This window comes from Chryseobacterium sp. Chry.R1, from assembly GCF_039645525.1.
GTDB classification, from domain to species: domain Bacteria; phylum Bacteroidota; class Bacteroidia; order Flavobacteriales; family Weeksellaceae; genus Chryseobacterium; species Chryseobacterium proteolyticum.
Window position 1 is genome coordinate 549715 of record NZ_CP151793.1, and the last position, 19967, is coordinate 569681.

The window sequence follows — 19967 nt, forward strand, 5'->3', positions numbered from 1 at the left end:
CTTTGAAAAGTCCAAAGCGCTTATTTTTTATTCTGATTTCATTACTTCTGTTCTTTCCGAGATTCCATTAGCGTTGAAAGCTTCTATCTGAAAATAATACGCATCCGTTCTGTCTGCTCCAGTAAAGAAATACTCATTCTTTCCATATACCATGATGTTTCCGTATAATTTATCCGGCGACTTACCCCAATATATTACATACCCATCGGCATCCTGGTTTTGCTGCCATTTCATCCAGATACTTCGTCTTTCTCCATATTTTTTTGCATCAGTACGCAAAGGAACAAAGTTCTGAACTTTTGGAGGTGTTTGTCCCGCTCCTTTTCCAAATACCCTGAAACCACTTAATGCAAATTTTCCGGTAGGCATTTTAAGGTTTTCCATTTTAAGGAATCTTGCTTTTGCCGGTTTTTCCAGCTCCACATAATCGTGAGGAACATCCTTTGTGTTTTTACTTTTATCCACAATAACAGTCCATTTTTTCCCATCATTGGATCCATAGATTTTGTATTGATGCATTTTCCCTAAAGTTTTCCCTAAGAATTCCACGTCCTGATCAGCATAATTGATCTGAATTGCATTGATCGTGGAAACTTCGCCAAGATCCGTCTGAAACCACTCACCAGAATTACCTGTTTTAGCACTCCAGTAGGTCTTTATATCTTCATCAACAGCATAGTTTGAATGATATCCTCCTAAGGTCGAAGAAACCTGGACAGGCTTATTATAATTCAACAGCATCCAACCTGCAAAAAGACCTTTGGAGAAATCTTTTCCCTGCGCATATTGTGGAAGATAAGTAGGATAATCTCCATAGGATGTATTACAATACATTACATCATCTTTATCGAAACCTGCAGGCCAGATCCCCAGTCTTCTCTCAAAATTATTTTTTGTGGAAATAAAAATTGTTGAAACATGCCACCAGTTTTTATAATTGTCTTCGAAGGTTGATCCATGTCCGGCACCTCTTGCAAAACCACCTGGTTTGTATGAAAATGGATTATGCTGTTGATATTCGAAACCTTCTAAAGGGTTTTTACTCACATACACTCCATCAGAATATCCACTGAATTCAGTAGCGGGAGCTCCGTACTGCATATAATATTTGTTATTATGTTTCGTCATCCATGCACCCTCAACAAAAGGCTGTAAAAATACGTTATCATTATATTCTCCAAAACGTTCCCAGCCATGATCCTCCGGCTTTAATCTCAATATAGGTTTTACAAACCCTTCAGATTGTAATGTCTTTACTTTTACTTCTGTTCCAAGCAAGGGCCATTCATTACTTGAACCCCAATACAGGTAGAGTTTATTTTTGTCTTCGTCATAATGAAAGGCAGGATCCCAGGCTCCGACTTTTAAAGTATCTACAGCAATTTTCCAATCATCTTTCGTGGGATTTGTACTTTTCCAGATTGGAAAGTCCTGTTCCCAGGTCGAGCCGAAAACATATAAAGTATCTTTCATGGCCCAAACTGCAGGTGCATTTAGATCATGAATATATTTCTTATCCCGTAAAAATTTTCTTTGTACAAATTTCCAGTCAAGCATATCATCACTATACCAATAACCTTCCTGGTTTGTGGAAAACAAAAAAAGTTTGTTTTTAAAGTTTACGATAACCGGATCAGCAGTCGCCCGGTGTTTTCCCTGTTGGGAAAAAGATTCAAAAGGCGTATATCCGTAGTCGATATTAATGGGATTACAAAATGTTTTTTGCTGGGCTTTCAGACTTGTTCCCAACAAAACAAGCATCATAAAAAAGTACTTCCGCATCTTCATAATTTTTATGTAAGATCCAAATTTACTTAACTTTTTTCGGTTTACTTATAAATTAAAAGTATCAATATCTTCAAGTCTACTCATTTTTAAATAAAATCTTCCGGCATAGAAATCAGGCCGGAAGATAATATGTAATATTTTTTGGTTTATTTTATATTGTTTTTTTGGGTAAAAAAACTTCCGCCAGCATACAACGTGCACTTCCACCACCATTTACTTCTATTGTATTTAGATCTGAATAGATAATTTCACAATATTTTTCAATGGCTGATACTTGATCTGATGTTAAAGATTCATATGCAGTCTGGCTCATTACTAGAAATTTCTGACCCTCCTTATTCTGGACCTGAAGCATATTCCCCGCAAATTGCTGCATCTGTTCTTCTGAAATCTCAATAATTTCTTTTCCTGAATTTTTGATGGTTTCAATAACTTTACTTCTTTCAAGCTCGCTATCTATACAGTCCAGGCAAATGACAACAAATTTGTCAGCTACACACATCATAACATTGGTATGGTAAATAGGAAGTCTCTCTGAACCTACGGTCTGAAAAGAATGAAAAACAATAGGTTCGAAACCATATTTTTCACAAAAATCTCTGAATAATTTTTCATCCAATCTTAAAGAAACAGAACCATAAGCGATTTTATTGTCATGGTCAAAGATCATGCTTCCGGTTCCCTCTAAAAAGTGTCCCTGGATTTCAGGAAGTGACCAATCATCTACTTCCGTTATTTCAAAACCTTTACCTTTTATTGTTTCCAGGATATCTTCTCTTCTTTCAACTCTTCTGTTTGAAGCAAACATAGGGTATAAAACTACTTTACCATCATTATGGAAGCTTACCCAGTTATTCGGAAAAATAGAATCCGGAGTATGAGGGTCTAGGGTATCTTTAATTGTAATCACATTGATCCCTTTATTTCTTAACTTTTCAACAAAAACATTGAATTCGCTTAAAGCTTTAGCCTGAACATCCGAATCTTTCTGTTCAACCTGAAAGTAATTATTTTCTGCGGTCTCCGCATTATAACCGAAAGCAATCGGTTCAATCATTAATACTGTATCTGTAGTTTGCATTTATTTTTATGTTTGAGAATATTAGGGTTTGAGAGTATGAGAGTCTTAATCTGTTTAAAATTAGAAATTACCATCTTCATGATTAAAAGATGAAAATGAACACCATTTTTCAGATTGATTTATCATACTAACCAACATCCCAATTATTTGATTATACTGATTATTTAAATTATTGAATTGCTCTTCATTAATATATTTACACGCTAAGGAAAATTGTAACCAAGTCTGAGTCTCTCTTGCTTCACCTTCTGAGTCTGTAAGTTTTGCGATAAAAGACTTTTCATATTTCCTTTTTCCCCATGCCTCACTAATATTAGCTGAGACCGATCTGGACGACCTTCTGATTTGATCTGTAAGAGAATAAAGTTCTTCCTTCGGAAAAGATTTTGAAAGTTCATAAACCGCCATGCCCATTTCAAAAGACTTTTGAAAAACTCTTAAATCCTGATGAAACTTAACTATTGACATAATTTAAATTTTATTCATAAGAAAACGACACCCTCAAAACCTCCTACTCTCAAACTCTTTCACACTCTTACTTTATTATTCTCTCACTAATGGCATTGTAGAGCAGCGTAAAAGTCCGCCCATTTTGGAAATTTCACGGTATGGAATCTCTTCTACGGTCATTCCCCATTCATTTCTCAGATGGTTGTTCATTCTTGTAAATGTTTGATCTGAAACCACTATTTCAGGAGATATAGAAAAGATATTGGGAAACATTTCAAACATCTCTTCATCTGTCAAATGGAAACAATTTTCCTCCCCGAAAATATCAACAATCAAACGATAATCGCTTTCGTCCACAAAACCATTCTTATAGATAAGGCATTTATCTTTTCCAACAGGATTGAATGTACAATCCAGATGAAGGATACCCTCGAAAGGAATTTTATCATTCTTTTTTAATTCCAGGTCTATGATCCTCTTTTTAGGAAAGTATTCTTTTAGGATCTCTATGGCGTATTCGTTGGTTCTCGCCGTTTTGTAATTTCTGTAATCTTCGCTAAAGCAAGTTCCTATGAACAGGAAATCATCCCAGACAATAACATCTCCACCTTCAATATGAGCCGTTTCCGGGAGATTAATAATTTTTCTCCAGGCCACTTTCTCAAAAACTTTTTTGTAAGCTTCCTGCTCATCTGCCCTGTCAGCAATTACATTGGAAATAATCATCTTATCATCAATTACAAAAGCAACATCTCTTGCAAAAACCTGATTGTAATCTTTGATAATGCTCGGACGCAAAACTTCCACATCGTATTTTTTCAGTACTGCTTCAAAAGCATTCATTTCATCAATAATATCCGATTCTTTAGGATATATGTTGTGTTCGATTGAGTAGTATGACTTGGCATCATAGCTTTCCTCAAGGGTGGGAACCGGTCCCAGAGAATTAGGTTGGCCCAGAACAACTGATTTTAACCTCCCCGTTTCGTTTTTAATATTTAGTTTCATAAAGATTTATGCAATGTACAAATATAAGTAAAGGTCCCTAGCTGGAAAACTTTTGAATTAGTTTCTCTAAGAATTTATTCTTGGTTACAATAGAATAATGCTACTCATTCATTTCTTAGACCCGGTAAACTTTAAAAAAATCTATAAACAACTGTTTATCATCTACATTTGTTGAAAAATAATAGTAAATATTACAAATAAAACTCCTATATTAGTGATATAATTTTATATAAAATTAAAACTAAATCATCAACATCAAAAAATCAAAATCATGAACAAGAACATTTCAGTGCTAAAAAATGCACAAAAATTAGGAAGAGATCAACAAAAATCAATTATTGGAGGAGCTGGCCCAACGAAGCCAAGATACTGCTGTGAATGGAATGATGACGGAAGCTGCAGAATCTGGACATGTGGTAATTGTGTATGTCCATAATTAAAAAACAAAAACCTGCTAAAATAGCAGGTTTTATTTTATCTTGTTCTATTCTCCTCGTCAGTTTTCTGTATTTCCTTTCCCTGATATTTTGAGCTTCCAAAAGTCATTGTATATTAGTTTTTTACACCAAGTAAAAATAAGAAATTTCAACATCCGATTTTTAAAATCCCATCATTTTTTTATTATAATTCTTCCTCCTACACCCTACAAAGAATATGATAAGAAACAAAAAATCCCAAAGCTCACTTTGGGATTTTTTTATTGTTGAAGCAGATATTATCTGTTTACCATATCAATATAGTCTCTTTGCTGAGCTCCTTGATATACCTGTCTTGGTCTTCCGATAGGATCTCCTTTTAATCTCATTTCTTTCCACTGAGAAATCCATCCCGGAAGTCTTCCTAATGCAAACATTACAGTGAACATTTCTGTAGGAATTCCTAACGCTCTGTAAATAATTCCTGAATAGAAATCTACGTTTGGATATAATTTTCTTTCAATGAAGTATTCATCCTCAAGAGCTACTCTTTCTAATTGCATTGCAATATCTAGAGCTTTATCCTGGATTCCTAATGCACTAAGAATATCATCAGCAGCTTTCTTAATGATTTTAGCTCTTGGGTCGAAGTTTTTGTAAACTCTGTGTCCGAATCCCATCAAACGGAAGTTATCGTTCTTATCTTTTGCTTTTGCAACATATTTAGAAACATCTCCTCCATCTTTTTCAATTAATTCAAGCATTTCAATTACTGCCTGGTTAGCGCCACCGTGAAGAGGCCCCCAAAGAGCAGATACCCCAGCAGAGATAGAAGCAAAAAGACCTGTATGAGCAGAACCTACCATTCTTACAGTAGATGTAGAACAGTTTTGCTCGTGGTCAGCGTGAAGAATTAATAACTTATCCAATGCACCTACAACTACCGGATCAATTTCGAAATCAGCATTTGGTAATCTGAAAGCCATTTTATAGAAATTCTCAACATAGTTAAGATTGTTATCTCCATGGTTTAATGGTAAACCTTGAGTTTTTCTGTAAGTCCATGCACAAAGATGAGAGAATTTAGCAATCATCAATTCAGCAGCATGGTCCATTTCTTCTTTAGAATTTACGTTAACAGCTTTTGGATTAAAAGCGGTTAATGCAGAAGTCAGGGAAGATAATACTCCCATAGGGTGAGCAGAACGAGGAAAAACATCAATGATCTTTTTCATTTCGTCTGCGATGAAGTTATATTTTTTGATATTGTTTTCGAAAGAACTGTACTGATCCTGAGTAGGTAATTCACCGTGTAATAAAAGATACATTACCTCCGTAAAGTTAGATTTTTCAGCAATCTGCTCGATTGGATAACCTCTGTAGAATAATTCTCCTTTATCTCCGTCCAAGTAAGTAATATCACTAATGGTAGCTCCGGTGTTTTTATACCCTAAATCCAGGGTAATAAGACCCGTCTGGTCTCTTAGTTTTGAAATATCTATCCCTCTGTCTCCGATAGTACTATCCACGATAGGATATTCATATGAATTACCGTCGTAATTCAATATAACTTTGTTGTCTGACATTATTTATTTATTTTTTTTAAATTTACTAAAATTCCATAAAAAAACAGCAAACAAATTATCGTTCGCCGTTATTTATATTTTCAATTATCTTTTAATTTTAAATGCTTCCAATCCTGGGAAAATAGCTGTTTCTCCAAGAGCTTCTTCTATTCTCAATAACTGGTTGTATTTAGCCATTCTGTCTGATCTTGAAGCTGATCCTGTTTTGATCTGCCCGCAGTTCATAGCTACTGCTAAATCAGCAATAGTAGAATCTTCTGTTTCTCCTGATCTGTGAGACATTACTGAAGTAAATTTGTTGTGCTGAGCCATTTGTACAGCAGCCATCGTTTCAGATAGAGAACCTATCTGGTTTACTTTTACAAGGATTGAATTGGCAATACCTTCTTTAACACCTCTTGCAAGTCTCTCAACATTGGTTACGAATAAGTCATCACCTACAAGCTGAACTCTGTCTCCGATTTTATCCGTTAACATTTTCCAACCTTCCCAGTCATTTTCCTGCATACCATCCTCGATAGAGATAATAGGGTATTTAGCTGCTAATTCAGCAAGATAAGAAACCTGCTCACTGCTTGTGAACTGAGCAGCGTCAGCCGTCTGGAATTTTCTGTAATCGTAAATTCCATCTTTATAGAATTCTGATGCAGCACAGTCCAGCGCCAGCATAATATCATCTCCAGGTTTGTAACCTGCTTTCTCAATAGCCTGAAGTAATGTATCCAAAGCATCTTCCGTTCCTGTAAACGTTGGAGCAAAACCTCCTTCGTCACCCACCGCTGTAGATAAACCTCTTGAATGAAGAATAGATTTTAAGCTGTGGAAAATTTCAGTCCCCTTTCTCAATGCATGGGAAAATGAATCTGCTTTTACAGGCATGATCATAAATTCCTGGAAAGCAATTGGCGCATCTGAGTGTGATCCTCCATTGATTACGTTCATCATAGGTACAGGAAGTGTATTTGCATTTACTCCTCCTACATATTTATATAATGGCATTCTTAACTCTGTTGCTGCTGCTTTTGCTGCTGCTAATGAAACTCCAAGAATAGCATTTGCTCCAAGATTTCCTTTATTCTTAGTACCATCAAGGTCGATCATGATCTGATCTAAAAGGTTTTGGTCATAAACCGGAAGCCCTACTAATTCTGGAGCAATAACTTCTCTTACATTCTCAACGGCTTTAAGGACACCTTTCCCCAAATATTCTGAACCTCCGTCACGTAATTCAACGGCTTCATGCTCTCCCGTAGAAGCTCCTGAAGGTACCGCAGCACGCCCCATTGCACCATTCTCCGTGAATACATCAACTTCTATTGTAGGATTCCCTCTTGAATCCAAAATTTGTCTCGCTTCAATGTAAGAAATGTAACTCATAATTTTTCTGTTTATACTATCTGCAAAATGCTTCCAGTTGTTTATTATTAATTAATATACTTGAGTTACAAATTTAATGAAAAAAACAGTGGTATGAAAAAACTGGACTTTAATATTTGGTAATAAAAACATAAAATTCTCCAAAATTTTCAGGGTAATTTGGAGAATTTAAAAATGCATGACATAGCAACTGATTTTTGTTGGTTATTTCACGGTGTCAAATCATATTTTTTTCGTTCTTCAGGCGTTAATGTTCTTAAAGTTTTAGCTTTTTCTTCTTCAGCCTGGGCTTTTGCTTTATTGGCTTCCTCTTTTGCCGTTTCTGAAATTTTGCCCTGAAGTTCAGTAATATTATTAACAATATTATTAAAACTAGTCCAATAGAGCTCTCCTTTGCATTGCTCTTCAAAATTAATACAATGTTCTTCCAATCTGTATAATGCATCTCTAAGCATATTGACTGGAGCAGTCCTTTCACCAAGCCTGGAAAGGCTTTCTGTAATTTTAGTCATTTGTTCAGCAGAAACACTATCCCCCGACTTCAGCTTACCCATGAGCGTACTTGTTATATCTGTGGTTCTGGCAATGGCAGCATCTGGTTGCACCTCCGATAATATTTTGTTGATTTTCCCATCTGGTTTGATGCTTACTATGGCTCCTCTTCGCATGGCATCATACGACATCTGATAGTTTGAGGTTGTACTTTTCAGTTCTTCCAATGTTGCCTTATGCAGGTTACTGCAAGAAGTGAACAAAAGAACTGTTCCCAATGTTAAAAATATATTTTTCATCACATTACATTATAAATTGAGTTATCAGTTGGGTCATATTTGGCTTCGCCTTTTCCAAGTACATGTGCTAATGCACTGAAAGTTTCGTAATCTAAATCCTCCATGATTTCTTCAGATCCTGCATCTTTAAACTTTAAGATGATCTTTCCGCTTCTGGATTTAATGTTCCAATCTAAGAGGTAGTTTGTGATAATTTTAGTCATGATTATAGTTTTTAGGTTATTTGTTAGGTGAAGGAGCTAAAAGTCCTGCCAGGGCTCCAATCGCTCCTGATGAAATAGCAGTAAAAATGGTAATTAACTGCTCGTTTAAAGTAATTTCCTTGTGCAAGGATAATATAATCAAACCTGTTATGATACCAATAATCGCAAGCCCAAACATCAGGACGATAATTCTATATATCCAGGTATCGGTTTCTTTGGGATTTTTTACTTCAATACTATTGACAGCCTGAATAGGATTATCCCTAAATTCCTGCTGTAGTTTATTGTTGTTGCTTAGTGTCTGTTTGAAATCTTCAAAACTGTTGTTAATTGTAGTTTTCATGATGGTGAATTTTACTCTATCAAATTTCTCACTAAAAGAAATTAAAGTCAATTACACAAAAGGGTGATTATGTAATTCGCGTGATGGTTAGATCTCTATTGTAAAAATCAAAGCAGTTCCATCTTCTTTGGAAACAATTTCAAATTCTCCATTTAATTCCTTCATCCTGCGTTTCATATTTCGAAGACCATTCCCTTCATTTTTTCCTTCAATCATCCCTATTCCATCATCCGAAATCTCCATACTAAATTCACGATCCATTTGTGAAAACGAAATTGATATTTTATTTGCCTTGCTATGTTTATAGGCATTATTCAATGATTCTTTTAAGCACAAAAACATATTTCTTCTAATTTCAGCGGAAACCGGCATATTGTGAATGATCCCCCGATCTGTCACAATAAAATTGATGGATGTTTTTTTCAGGAAGCTTTCAGTATACATTTTTGAGTAACTTGTAAAGCTTCCAATCGTATCGTTTCCTGTATTCAAATTCCAAAGCATTTCCCTCATCGAAATATTCATTTCTTCAGATGTTTTTAGCAGCTCGTCAATATCATTTGTTAGATCACTATTTTCTGCTTTTTGTTTTAAAAATTCTGCCTGAAGCTTAAGAGCTGAAATTCCCGCTCCCAGATCATCGTGCATATCATGTGAGATCCGTTCCCGCTCCTGCTCAATCAGTTTTTGTTTTTCGAGCTCTTTTTGTAACAATTGATTTTGGTATTCTGCTTCTTTAAGTTGTTTTTCTTTTACAAACAAAAGCTGCTTCCTATTGTACATTAATACTACAAAGATGATAAATACCACAAAGAACAGCATAACAACTGTAATGATTGCATAGGTTAATTTTAATTCATTAAGAGAAGTCATTATGTTTTTTTGTGTATTTGGATAAAGAAATTAAAAAAAGGAAATAAAAAATGATATTAACAATGAAAAAAAATGACTGTGACGCAATTAATACTTTATCATCAATTTTATCAAAAACGTACCGCGGTATAATTCTTAAAACAAAAAATACTCCCCAAAATAATAAACCACAGGAAATCCAGAACTTTGGATCCTGCATGATGCTCTTGGTATTTGGACGCTTTAATTTTCCATAGAACCAAATCAGACTGTAGAGTATGTATACTAACGAAAAAGCTATACCTATTGTCTGATTGACTTCTTTATAATTTTTTAAAATGAAACCAATATAGATAATGAGAAAAAGAAAGAAAATTACATTATTGATTTTAACCAGCACGATATCCTGTCCCCGATTAAAATAAATGAGGAAAAATAATGTACAAAATAGAATATAAGCATTGTATAAGAAACCAAAGTTCGCGGTGGTCTTAAAATATATCTGGACAATGTACATTAAAAATTCAAGAATAAAAGTCAATCCGAGGTAGAGACACAAAAATTCCTGTTGCTTCTTTCCATTCCTTATACATAGGATCAACGAAAAAGAAGCAACAAGAAAAAGAATAATCAAATATGCTAATTGGAAATCAGAGTACATTACGGTTGCATATTACCTATATCATAGAATCCTTGATCTTCCTTTTGAAATGCTAATGATAATCTGCTTTGTTTTTTATTATCATTTAAAACTCTTGATACTGCAACATTTTGACTGTTAATATCACAATTTTTATGTATTGCAATTAACCTCACATTCACCTCTTTAAAGTTTCCGGACAAATCATTTCTAAAGGTTTCAAACATAACATTAGAAAAAGATATATATTCTGTAATTGCATTGTACGTAGAGTTTTCTCTAATAGCCTTTCCTACTCCTCCCAAAAACTCTTTTCTCATTTCAGCATAAATTTCCTTTGGCAGTTCTATTGTTTTAGCCATTCCGGCACTATCTACTAAATAAGCATCATAAGTGATGAAATCAAAAACATTCAGATCTTCATGATCACACACAACAATTATATAGTATAAATTATGCTTATGACTTCCCGGTTGAATAGTAGGAAATCTCACTAAAGAGGTTTTATCCACAAAAATAAAGTGTATATATTTATATTTTATGGGAAGGTTTTTGAAAGATCCGGTTTCAATTTTAAAGTCTTCAAGAGTTTCCTTCAGTATTCTATTTGCTCCCTCGTTCATACATCCGGTTTGTTCTGCTGAAAGTTTCAAGTTCACCAGTGGACTCAGTGTAGAATAATCATTGATTACCTCGCAATCTAATTGTAAAATATCCCTTATTAAGTCCAATTTTTTTTCAGCACAATCTGTGCTTTCATTCTCTAAGTTTCTCATGGGTTTTTAGTTTTTAAAGTGGTTAAATTTATTGATAGCTTCTACTTTATTGCTTACATGCAATTTTCGATAGATATTTCCGACATGCTTTTTTACCGTATCCATGCTTATGCATTTTTGATCTGCAATTTCTTTATACAACAAGCCTTGTGAAAGTAGTTCAAGAATTTCTTTTTCCCGATGCGTCAATTCATCAAATCCTTTTACATCGGTTGTCTTTTTTTCAAAATGATTTAATACTCTTCGTGCTATTGAAAAGCTCATCGGTGCACCTCCATTGTATACATCACGAATAGAGGCGAGAATTTTGTCCATGCTTTCTCCTTTGATGAGATATCCCATTGCTCCTGCTTTTAGAGAATTAAAGAGCTTTTCATCATCTTCGAAGCTTGTACACATGATAAACTGGGTATCGGGCATATCTTTCCGTACTTTTTCAATGATTTCAATTCCAAGCATATCCTGAAGCTGGATATCCATCATCACAACGTCCGGAGAAATAAGAGGTAAATTATGCAGTGCATCGTTGCCGTCAAAGAACTGGGCAATGACTTTCATATCAGCCTGATAATTGATGACCTTCTTCAACGCATTGTTGTAGTTTTTTTCATCTTCTACTATGGCTATTGAAATACTCATGTCCTTTACTTATTTGAGACAAATATCTACAGAAAACAAAGCAGAATCAATTACACTTTTGTGTAATCTTTAAATTTGAGTTGGTTTATTTAGTTTTTCTTCTTTTAAAGTTAATCAATTTCTTTCAGTTAACGACTGATATCACATTACTTAATTTAAAAAATTTTTTTTGATTATTTAATCAATACATCTAGAACTGGTGTACTTACACTGTTAATTTCTGATATATTTTTATCATTAATCTGCTCAAAAACCTGAATAGTGTTTTCTCCTTTTTTCAACCATACACCAGGAACATATAATGTAAGCTGGGGACCTACCTTGCTCCAGTATCTCCCTACATTTTTTCCATTCACAAACACAATTCCTTTTCCGAAATTTCTCATATCAAGAAAAGTATCTCCTTTTTCTTTGAGTTGAAATTTTGCTTCTTTTATTACAGGGCTCCTTTCAGGAATATCTTTCGACTTATTTTTTAGTTCAGGTATCTTATCAAAAGGAAGCGAATACATTTTCCATAGACCTTTAACAGGATCTCCATTGATTTCAACAGGACTTATAATTCCCTTAAGGTTATGTACAATTTCAGCTCCGTAATTGATCCGTCCCATATTTTCAACAAGGATATCCAAAGTCTCCCCGGCCTTGATTGAGATATCAAGATCATATTTTTTATAGTATCTGTTCAATTCACCTTTCCAAATCTTATCAATATAAATATTTGCATAATCTCTCAACCCTTTTATTTCAAGTTTCCCTTTATGATCTTTATCAAATTTTATCCGGTAAAGAACGTAGCCGTTACCTTGATTCAGTTCTTCAAATGTATAGGGTCTTTCTGCTGATACAAATTTCTGTCCCTCTATTAAATCAAAAATAGAAAGAGTTTTAGAAAATTTTGCATGTGAGAATGTAATAACCTTTTCCCGGGCGGGCACTTCAGGAAGCTTTTTTGGATTCAGTTTTTGAAATATAGTACGTAGTGCTGTATATTTTGGAGTTTCCCATCCTGCTTCGCTTATCGGAGCGTCATAATCATAGCTTGTAATATCCGGTTGAATGTCGTGGTTCTTATCATAATTAGCACCACTCGTAAATCCGAAATTGGTTCCTCCATGAATCATATAATAATTAAATGACACCCCATTCTTGATGTATAACTCAGTTTGCTTTACTACATCTTCTACAGGAACTTTCACAAAAGGTTCGGCCCAGTGGTCAAGCCATCCCGGATAATATTCAGCTACCATATACGGTCCTTTATTTCCATTATATGCATTCACTTTCTCTTTAAGGGTCTCAATATTATCTTCCCCGTTGGCCGTCGGTAATGCACCTTCTATCGCTCCGCCCTCAAAAAGGGAGCTTCCGTCCGAGGTAAAGAATGGGACAGAAATGCCCGATTTAACCAACATATTTTTAATTTCATGGCTGTATCTTCGATGCTGCTCCAATGGTATGTCTTTTCTTTGGGCAACATAGGAGCCAAACTCATTTTCTGCCTGAACCATTATAACAGGTCCGCCATTATTGATCTGCAAAGGAATGATCTGCTTTGCCAGCTGATTAATATATTTTTCGCACTCTTTCAAAAAGGGCTGGTTATAAGTCCTTATTTCTAAATTTTTAGCCTTTTGCAACCACCATGGATATCCTCCAAATTCCCACTCTGCACACACGTAAGGTCCAGGACGTATAATCACATACAATCCAACTTCCTGTGCTGTTTTTATAAATTTTTTCAGATCTTTTTCTCCGGAGAAATTCCACTTTCCAGGAGCTTCTTCATGATAATTCCAAAATACATAGGTAGTAACCGTGTTTAGCCCCATTGCTTTCATCATCTGAAGACGGTGTTTCCAGTACTCTGATGGCACTCTAGGATAATGAAGTTCACCCGAATGGATAATAAACTCTTTTTCATTCAATAAAAAATGACCGTCTTTAATTTCAAATTGATTTCTTTTTTTTTGAGAAAACACTGAATTAAAGGACATAATCAGAATGATCAAAAGAAAATATTTATAGTGAGATTTCATAGGGCAAGGCATGATTTTTGTAAAAATAAAGAATAAAATTAAAGACTTCATATTAAACTTTATCAATCATGAAAAAAACGATCATTTTACTCAACACTATATTTCTTTTAGCAGTAGTAGGCTGTAAAAAATCAACCGATGGCAATAAAAACATCATTAAAACTGATAGTTCAGTATCAGCCGTATCTGATCAAAATGGGAAAATAGATTCAGTTTCGGCAAGTTCATCCATTATTGACGTAAACGGTAAAAGAATTGAAAAAACAGATTTTGTATATAAGGCAACCGATGGATCCTTGGTAAAAGTAGTTTTCAAAAATGATCCAAAAGAGAGTACTGTAGCAATAACCAGTAATAAAAAGACGTTTACCCTTCCTAAAAAAGAAACTAAAGATGGGGAAACAGTCTATAAAAAAGATGATATGACTGCAAGGGTAAAAGGAGATAGCCTGCACCTTGAGCAAGGAAACAATGTGATCGAATTAGTAAGAACCAAAATATAAAAATAAAAAAACCGTTCAGAGTCCTGAACGGTTTTTATTTATATCTGAATGAATATTATTCTTCAGTCTTTTCCTCTGTAGAATCAGCTGCTTCAGCCTTAGGCTCTTCAACTTTTTCTTCTACTACAGGAGCATCAGCAACTACAGTTTCTGCTTTTTTAGCAGTTGTAGATCTTCTGCTTCTTCTTGTAGCTTTTTTCTCTTCAGCATTAGGATTGTAAAGCTCATTGAAGTCTACTAACTCGATAAGAGCCATATCAGCAGCATCACCTTGTCTGAAACCAGTCTTGATGATCCTTGTATAACCGCCATTTCTTTCAGCGATTTTAGGTGCTACAGTTCTGAACAATTCAGTAACAGCTTCTTTATTTTGAAGATATGAAAATACAGTTCTTCTATTATGTGTAGTATCTTCTTTTGCTTTTGTTAATAGGGGCTCAACATATACTCTTAAAGCTTTAGCTTTAGCAACAGTAGTGTTGATTCTTTTATGCTCAATTAGAGAACAAGCCATATTAGAAAGTAACGCACTTCTGTGAGAAGCTGTCCTTCCTAAGTGATTGAATTTTTTACCGTGTCTCATTATTAATTATTTATCAGCGTCTAACTTATATTTTGCAACGTCGAAACCGAAGTTAAGACCTTTTGAATGCACTAATTCTTCTAGTTCTGTCAAAGATTTTTTACCAAAATTTCTGAATTTCATCAAATCAGACTTACTGTAAGAAACTAATTCTCCTAACGTTTCAACTTCTGCAGCCTTCAAACAGTTCAGAGCTCTTACTGAAAGATCCATATCTGCTAGTTTAGATTTAAGAAGTTGTCTTGTGTGAAGAGTTTCTTCGTCATATTGGATAGATGCTTTTACAGCTTCTGTTTCAAGCGTGATTCTCTCATCAGAGAACAACATGAAGTGATAAATTAATATCTTAGAAGCTTCTGTCAAAGCATTTTGAGGACTGATGGAACCATCAGTTTCTATATCTAATACAAGTTTTTCGTAGTCTGTTTTTTGCTCTACACGATAATTTTCAATACTGTACTGCACTTTCTTAATTGGAGTGAAAATAGAGTCGATAGCAATAGTACCTACAGGTGCATTGTTTGACTTATTTTGTTCAGAAGGAACATACCCTCTACCCTTTTCTATATTGAAAGTAATTTCGAAAGTTACATCACTGTTCAGGTTGCAAATCACCAACTCAGGATTCAAGATCTCAAATCCGTTGATTGATTTACCTAAATCTCCAGCAGTAATAATCGTTTGACCAGAAACCTTAGCAACAACCTGCTCGTTGGACTGGTTTTCCGCTATAGATTTTAATCTTACCTGCTTAAGGTTAAGAATAATTTCGGTAACATCTTCGATTACTCCTGGAATAGTTGAAAATTCGTGCTCTACACCTTCTATTTTGATAGATGAAATAGCATATCCTTCCAGAGAAGAAAGCAACACTCTTCTCAAAGCATTACCTATTGTAAGCCCGAAACCTGGTTCTAAAGGTCTGAATTCAAATTGACCTTTAAATTCATCAGAGTTAAGTAAAATTACTTTATCGGGTTTTATGAATTGTAAAATTGCCATATTATTGGGTTGAGCAAAAATTTGATTAAAAAATTATTTAGAGTAAAGTTCGACGATAAGCTGTTCCTTGATCTCCTCCGGAATCTGGATTCTTTCAGGCGCAGATACGAAAGTACCTTCTTTCTTCTCATCGTTGAATTGTAACCACTCATAGTTTGCTTTATAAGCTAATGCATCAGTAACTACTTCAAGAGACTTAGACTTTTCTCTTACTGCAATTACATCACCAGCTTTAAGCAAATAAGATGGAATATTTACCAGTTCTCCATTCACAGTGATGTGTCTGTGAGAAACCAATTGTCTAGCACCAGCTCTGGTTTTAGCAAAACCTAATCTGTATACTACGTTATCCAATCTAGATTCGCAAAGTTGTAATAGAACTTCACCTGTTACACCTTTACTTCTGTGTGCTTTATCGAATAAGTTTGCAAACTGTCTTTCTAAAATACCATAAGTATATTTAGCTTTTTGTTTTTCAGCTAACTGAACTGCATATTCTGATTTCTTAGCACCTCTTCTTTTGTTAGGACCGTGTTGTCCTGGCGGTTGGTTTTTTCTTTTCTCGAAGTTTTTATCATCTCCGTAGATTGCAGCACCAAACTTTCTAGCAATCTTAGTTTTAGGTCCAATATATCTTGCCATAATGGGTAAATTCTAAAAATTAAACTCTTCTTCTTTTTGGTGGTCTACATCCATTGTGCGGCATTGGAGTCACATCAATGATTTCGCTAACTTCAATTCCTGAATTGTGAATAGTTCTGATTGCAGATTCTCTACCTGCCCCAGGACCTTTCACAAACACCTTTACTCTTCTTAATCCAGCTTCATGAGCAACATTAGAGCAATTTTCTGCTGCCATTTGAGCAGCAAATGGAGTATTCTTTTTAGAACCTCTGAATCCCATTTTACCGGCAGATGCCCAAGAGATAACTTCTCCGCTTTTATTTGTTAAAGAAATGATGATGTTATTGAAAGAAGCCTGAATATGCGCTTCACCAATAGCTTCAACTTTTACTTTTCTTTTCTTAACTACTTTAGTTTGTTTTGCCATAATTCCTAACGATTATTTACTAGCTTTTTTCTTGTTAGCAACAGTTTTTCTCTTTCCTTTACGGGTTCTAGAGTTGTTTTTCGTTCTCTGGCCTCTTAAAGGTAGTCCTAGTCTGTGACGTATTCCTCGTTGGCATCCTATGTCCATCAATCTCTTGATGTTCAATTGCACTTCAGAACGTAATTCTCCTTCTACTTTAATGTTTTCAGAGATATAAGTTCTAATTGCAGCCAATTCATCGTCATTCCATTCGTTGACTTTCTTGTCTTCGCTGATACCGGCAGCTTTAAGGATTTCAGAAGAAGTACTTCTTCCAACCCCATAAATATAAGTTAAACCGATAACGCCTCTTTTGTTTTTTGGTAAATCAATACCTGCAATTCTCGCCATAATTTAATATTAGCCTTGTCTTTGTTTAAATTTTGGGTTCTTCTTGTTGATCACAAAAAGTACACCTTTTCTGCGTACAATTTTGCAATCAGCGCTTCTTTTCTTAATTGATGCTCTAACTTTCATTTGATAGTATTTATTTTTTAACAATAGCCAAATGGAAACCCGAAGACTCCATTTGGCGTTTGTTTAATATCTAAAAGTAATTCTCCCTTTTGTCAAATCATAGGGAGACATTTCTAGTTTTACCTTATCTCCAGGTAAAAGTTTAATATAATGCATTCTCATTTTACCAGAAATATGAGCTATAAGTATATGCCCATTTTCTAGCTCTACACGGAACTGAGCGTTCGAAAGTGCTTCCGTTATTACGCCGTCTTGTTCAATATGTTTTTGTTTCGCCATAAATTAATATCCAGTCGTTCTTGATAATTTAGACTGCATTAAGCCATCATAATGATGGTTCAGCAGATATGTATTAATCTGTTGAACAGTATCTAAAATAACTCCAACCATAATCAATAGTGATGTTCCCCCGAAAAATAGGGCGAACGCATCTGTCTGAACTAAGCTTCCGTGTACAATTGCCGGAAGGATTGCAAAGATAGATAAAAATATTGCACCTGGCAAGGTAATTTTAGATAAAATATCATCTAAATAATCAGCCGTCTCTTTTCCTGGTCTTACTTTCGGTACCAAACCTCCGTTTCTCTTTAAATCATCGGCCATTTGGTTCACCGGAATTGTAATTGCAGTATAGAAAAATGAAAAGATTATAATCAGTAATGCAAACAATACATTGTACTGCCAGCTAAAAACATTCTTGAAACCTGCAAGAAAAGTATTGGATTCATCAAATTTAGTTAATAAACCTGGAACAAACATCAATGCCTGAGCAAAGATAATTGGCATAACTCCGGCAGCGTTAACTTTCAATGGGATCCACTGTCTTGCTCCCTGCATAAGATTTTTATTTACACCTCCTCTTGCTTGTGCTCTGCTTACATATTGAATTGGAATCTTTCTCACAGCAACAGATAACACTACTGCTAAAAGAACAACCAACATCCAGAATATCACCTCAATAAGGATCATAATAGATCCCATCCCTCCTTTTCCGTTCTGCACGGCCATTTCCTGAACAAATGCTTCTGGAAGTCTAGATAAGATACCTACCATAATAAGGATAGAAATACCATTTCCTATTCCTTTATCAGTAATTTTCTCACCTAGCCACATTGCAAATACTGAACCGGCAACCAAAATAACAATACTTGGTAACCAGAACATGATAGAATTTGGCTCTACATAGTATGCAGACTGGAACTGAGCATATGGTAAAAATAATTGAGTAATAGAAGTTAAATAAGAAGGTGCTTGTACTAAACACACACCGATTGTTAACCATCTTGTAATTTGATTCAATGTATTTCTACCTGACTCTCCATCTTTCTGAAGTTTCTGAAGATAAGGAATAGCCATCCCCATCAACTGAACAATAATAGAAGCTGAAATATAAGGCATTATACCAAGTGCCATAACAGAAGCGTGGCTGAAAGCCCCCCCTGTAAACGACGAAAGCAAGCCAAGGAGACCTGCTCCTTGCTTGTTACCGCCTTGACTTTTATAATGCTCTAAGAGATCTCCTACTTGTGCAAGGTTAATTGCAGGTAGAGAGATATAAGATGCGAATCTATACACAAGGATAATACCTAACGTAAAAAGAATTTTATCTCTTAATTCCTTTAGGCTCCAAATATTTTTGAGGGTTTGTATAAATTCTTTCATTAGTTACTATTATAATGTAATTGCTTTTCCACCTGCCTTAGCAATAAGCTCTTCAGCAGATTTAGTGAATTTGTCAGCAGAGATTGAAACCGCAGATTTCAATTCTCCTCTACCCATAATTTTCACTATTTCGTTTTTAGTAGCTAAACCGTTTGCTACCAAAACTTCTTTAGTAATATCTCCAGTGATAGATTTATTTTCTATTAAAGTTTGGATAGAGTCCAGGTTAATAGCTCTATATTCTTTTCTGTTTACATTTTTGAAACCAAATTTCGGTAATCTTCTCTGTAAAGGCATCTGTCCACCTTCGAAACCGATCTTCTGAGAATAACCAGCTCTAGATTTCTGACCTTTGTGTCCTTTTGTAGAAGTACCTCCTTTTCCACTACCTTGTCCTCTACCAATTCTTTTTGAATTAAAAGTAGAACCTGCAGCAGGTTTTATGTTGTTTAAATTCATTTTAATTTCTTTTTAAAATTATTTTTGAACTTCAAGTAAATGACTAACTGCAGCTATCATTCCTAAAATAGAAGGCGTAGCTTCGTGCTCTACAACTTGGTGAAGTTTCTTAAATCCTAATGCTTCAAGCGTTCTCTTTTGGGTTTTCGTTCTTCCAATAGCGCTTCTTACTTGCTTTACTTTAATTGTTGCCATTGTTTTT

25 protein-coding genes are annotated in these 19967 nt (G+C 34.8%); 2 read left to right on the plus strand and 23 right to left on the minus strand.

Going from position 1 to position 19967, the window contains the following annotated elements; translation table 11 throughout:
* Window positions 1–27: 27 nt before the first annotated feature.
* The 4 genes from AAEU33_RS02615 to AAEU33_RS02630 form a co-directional block, all read right to left on the minus strand.
* Window positions 28–1782, minus strand: a complete 1755-nt coding sequence (locus AAEU33_RS02615; RefSeq protein ID WP_345990858.1) for a discoidin domain-containing protein — start codon at window positions 1780–1782, stop codon at window positions 28–30.
* Between the two features lie 157 nt (window positions 1783–1939).
* Window positions 1940–2869, minus strand: coding sequence for an arginine deiminase-related protein (locus AAEU33_RS02620; RefSeq protein ID WP_345990859.1), 930 nt, complete (start codon window positions 2867–2869; stop codon window positions 1940–1942).
* A 60-nt stretch (window positions 2870–2929) separates the two neighbouring features.
* A complete protein-coding gene (locus AAEU33_RS02625; RefSeq protein ID WP_345990860.1) occupies window positions 2930–3337 on the minus strand; it encodes a four helix bundle protein in 408 nt (135 codons plus the stop codon).
* 75 nt (window positions 3338–3412) lie between these two features.
* A complete protein-coding gene (locus AAEU33_RS02630) occupies window positions 3413–4327 on the minus strand; it encodes an arginine deiminase family protein (protein ID WP_172284472.1) in 915 nt (304 codons plus the stop codon).
* Between the two features lie 271 nt (window positions 4328–4598).
* Here AAEU33_RS02630 and AAEU33_RS02635 point away from each other — a divergent pair, with 271 nt between their 5' ends.
* Window positions 4599–4763 (plus strand): hypothetical protein, encoded by a 165-nt coding sequence (locus AAEU33_RS02635; RefSeq protein ID WP_172284474.1) that lies wholly within the window; start codon window positions 4599–4601, stop codon window positions 4761–4763.
* Between the two features lie 279 nt (window positions 4764–5042).
* Here AAEU33_RS02635 and AAEU33_RS02640 read toward each other — a convergent pair whose 3' ends face one another.
* The 9 genes from AAEU33_RS02640 to AAEU33_RS02680 all read right to left on the minus strand — a co-directional run bounded on the left by AAEU33_RS02640 (window position 5043) and on the right by AAEU33_RS02680 (window position 13989).
* Complete coding sequence (locus tag AAEU33_RS02640; protein ID WP_172284486.1) at window positions 5043–6329, minus strand: citrate synthase; 1287 nt, start codon at window positions 6327–6329, stop codon at window positions 5043–5045.
* A gap of 84 nt (window positions 6330–6413) precedes the next feature.
* Complete coding sequence (eno, locus tag AAEU33_RS02645) at window positions 6414–7706, minus strand: phosphopyruvate hydratase (RefSeq protein ID WP_172284488.1); 1293 nt, start codon at window positions 7704–7706, stop codon at window positions 6414–6416.
* A gap of 209 nt (window positions 7707–7915) precedes the next feature.
* On the minus strand, window positions 7916–8497 hold the full coding sequence (locus AAEU33_RS02650; protein ID WP_345990861.1) for a hypothetical protein: 582 nt from the start codon (window positions 8495–8497) through the stop codon (window positions 7916–7918).
* The gene (locus AAEU33_RS02655) at window positions 8497–8700 is read right to left on the minus strand and encodes a hypothetical protein (protein ID WP_345990862.1); all 204 of its coding nucleotides are present in this window, start codon (window positions 8698–8700) and stop codon (window positions 8497–8499) included. The genes AAEU33_RS02650 and AAEU33_RS02655 overlap by 1 nt, the downstream gene beginning before the upstream one ends.
* A gap of 16 nt (window positions 8701–8716) precedes the next feature.
* The gene (locus AAEU33_RS02660; RefSeq protein WP_273650552.1) at window positions 8717–9043 is read right to left on the minus strand and encodes a hypothetical protein; all 327 of its coding nucleotides are present in this window, start codon (window positions 9041–9043) and stop codon (window positions 8717–8719) included.
* Between the two features lie 87 nt (window positions 9044–9130).
* Entirely contained in the window at window positions 9131–9916 is a 786-nt protein-coding gene (locus AAEU33_RS02665) for a histidine kinase (protein WP_345990863.1), read from the minus strand.
* Between the two features lie 639 nt (window positions 9917–10555).
* Window positions 10556–11311 (minus strand): hypothetical protein, encoded by a 756-nt coding sequence (locus AAEU33_RS02670; protein WP_345990864.1) that lies wholly within the window; start codon window positions 11309–11311, stop codon window positions 10556–10558.
* Between the two features lie 6 nt (window positions 11312–11317).
* Window positions 11318–11950 carry a response regulator transcription factor gene (locus AAEU33_RS02675; RefSeq protein ID WP_345990865.1) on the minus strand — a complete coding sequence of 211 codons (633 nt, stop codon included), beginning with the start codon at window positions 11948–11950 and terminating at the stop codon, window positions 11318–11320.
* 173 nt (window positions 11951–12123) lie between these two features.
* A complete protein-coding gene (locus AAEU33_RS02680; protein ID WP_345990866.1) occupies window positions 12124–13989 on the minus strand; it encodes a glycoside hydrolase family 35 protein in 1866 nt (621 codons plus the stop codon).
* A 68-nt stretch (window positions 13990–14057) separates the two neighbouring features.
* Between AAEU33_RS02680 and AAEU33_RS02685 the strand changes: the two genes are divergently transcribed.
* Window positions 14058–14492 carry a hypothetical protein gene (locus AAEU33_RS02685; RefSeq protein WP_345990867.1) on the plus strand — a complete coding sequence of 145 codons (435 nt, stop codon included), beginning with the start codon at window positions 14058–14060 and terminating at the stop codon, window positions 14490–14492.
* 55 nt (window positions 14493–14547) lie between these two features.
* Here the strand turns inward: AAEU33_RS02685 and rplQ are convergent, their stop codons facing one another.
* From rplQ to rpmD, 10 genes are all read right to left on the minus strand, one after another.
* Entirely contained in the window at window positions 14548–15075 is a 528-nt protein-coding gene (gene rplQ / locus AAEU33_RS02690) for a 50S ribosomal protein L17 (protein WP_172284505.1), read from the minus strand.
* Window positions 15076–15081: 6 nt separating this feature from the next.
* Window positions 15082–16077 (minus strand): DNA-directed RNA polymerase subunit alpha, encoded by a 996-nt coding sequence (locus AAEU33_RS02695; RefSeq protein WP_172284507.1) that lies wholly within the window; start codon window positions 16075–16077, stop codon window positions 15082–15084.
* A 33-nt stretch (window positions 16078–16110) separates the two neighbouring features.
* Window positions 16111–16719 carry a 30S ribosomal protein S4 gene (gene rpsD, locus AAEU33_RS02700; protein ID WP_172284517.1) on the minus strand — a complete coding sequence of 203 codons (609 nt, stop codon included), beginning with the start codon at window positions 16717–16719 and terminating at the stop codon, window positions 16111–16113.
* 19 nt (window positions 16720–16738) lie between these two features.
* A complete protein-coding gene (rpsK, locus tag AAEU33_RS02705) occupies window positions 16739–17128 on the minus strand; it encodes a 30S ribosomal protein S11 (RefSeq protein WP_089028777.1) in 390 nt (129 codons plus the stop codon).
* Window positions 17129–17140: 12 nt separating this feature from the next.
* Complete coding sequence (rpsM, locus tag AAEU33_RS02710) at window positions 17141–17518, minus strand: 30S ribosomal protein S13 (protein WP_040993540.1); 378 nt, start codon at window positions 17516–17518, stop codon at window positions 17141–17143.
* Between the two features lie 9 nt (window positions 17519–17527).
* Complete coding sequence (rpmJ, locus tag AAEU33_RS02715; protein WP_007839480.1) at window positions 17528–17644, minus strand: 50S ribosomal protein L36; 117 nt, start codon at window positions 17642–17644, stop codon at window positions 17528–17530.
* A gap of 63 nt (window positions 17645–17707) precedes the next feature.
* Complete coding sequence (gene infA / locus AAEU33_RS02720) at window positions 17708–17923, minus strand: translation initiation factor IF-1 (protein ID WP_034684855.1); 216 nt, start codon at window positions 17921–17923, stop codon at window positions 17708–17710.
* Window positions 17924–17926: 3 nt separating this feature from the next.
* The gene (gene secY / locus AAEU33_RS02725) at window positions 17927–19306 is read right to left on the minus strand and encodes a preprotein translocase subunit SecY (protein WP_172284519.1); all 1380 of its coding nucleotides are present in this window, start codon (window positions 19304–19306) and stop codon (window positions 17927–17929) included.
* Window positions 19307–19315: 9 nt separating this feature from the next.
* Window positions 19316–19765, minus strand: coding sequence for a 50S ribosomal protein L15 (rplO, locus tag AAEU33_RS02730; RefSeq protein WP_172284521.1), 450 nt, complete (start codon window positions 19763–19765; stop codon window positions 19316–19318).
* A gap of 18 nt (window positions 19766–19783) precedes the next feature.
* On the minus strand, window positions 19784–19960 hold the full coding sequence (gene rpmD, locus AAEU33_RS02735; RefSeq protein WP_007839493.1) for a 50S ribosomal protein L30: 177 nt from the start codon (window positions 19958–19960) through the stop codon (window positions 19784–19786).
* Window positions 19961–19967: the final 7 nt, after the last annotated feature.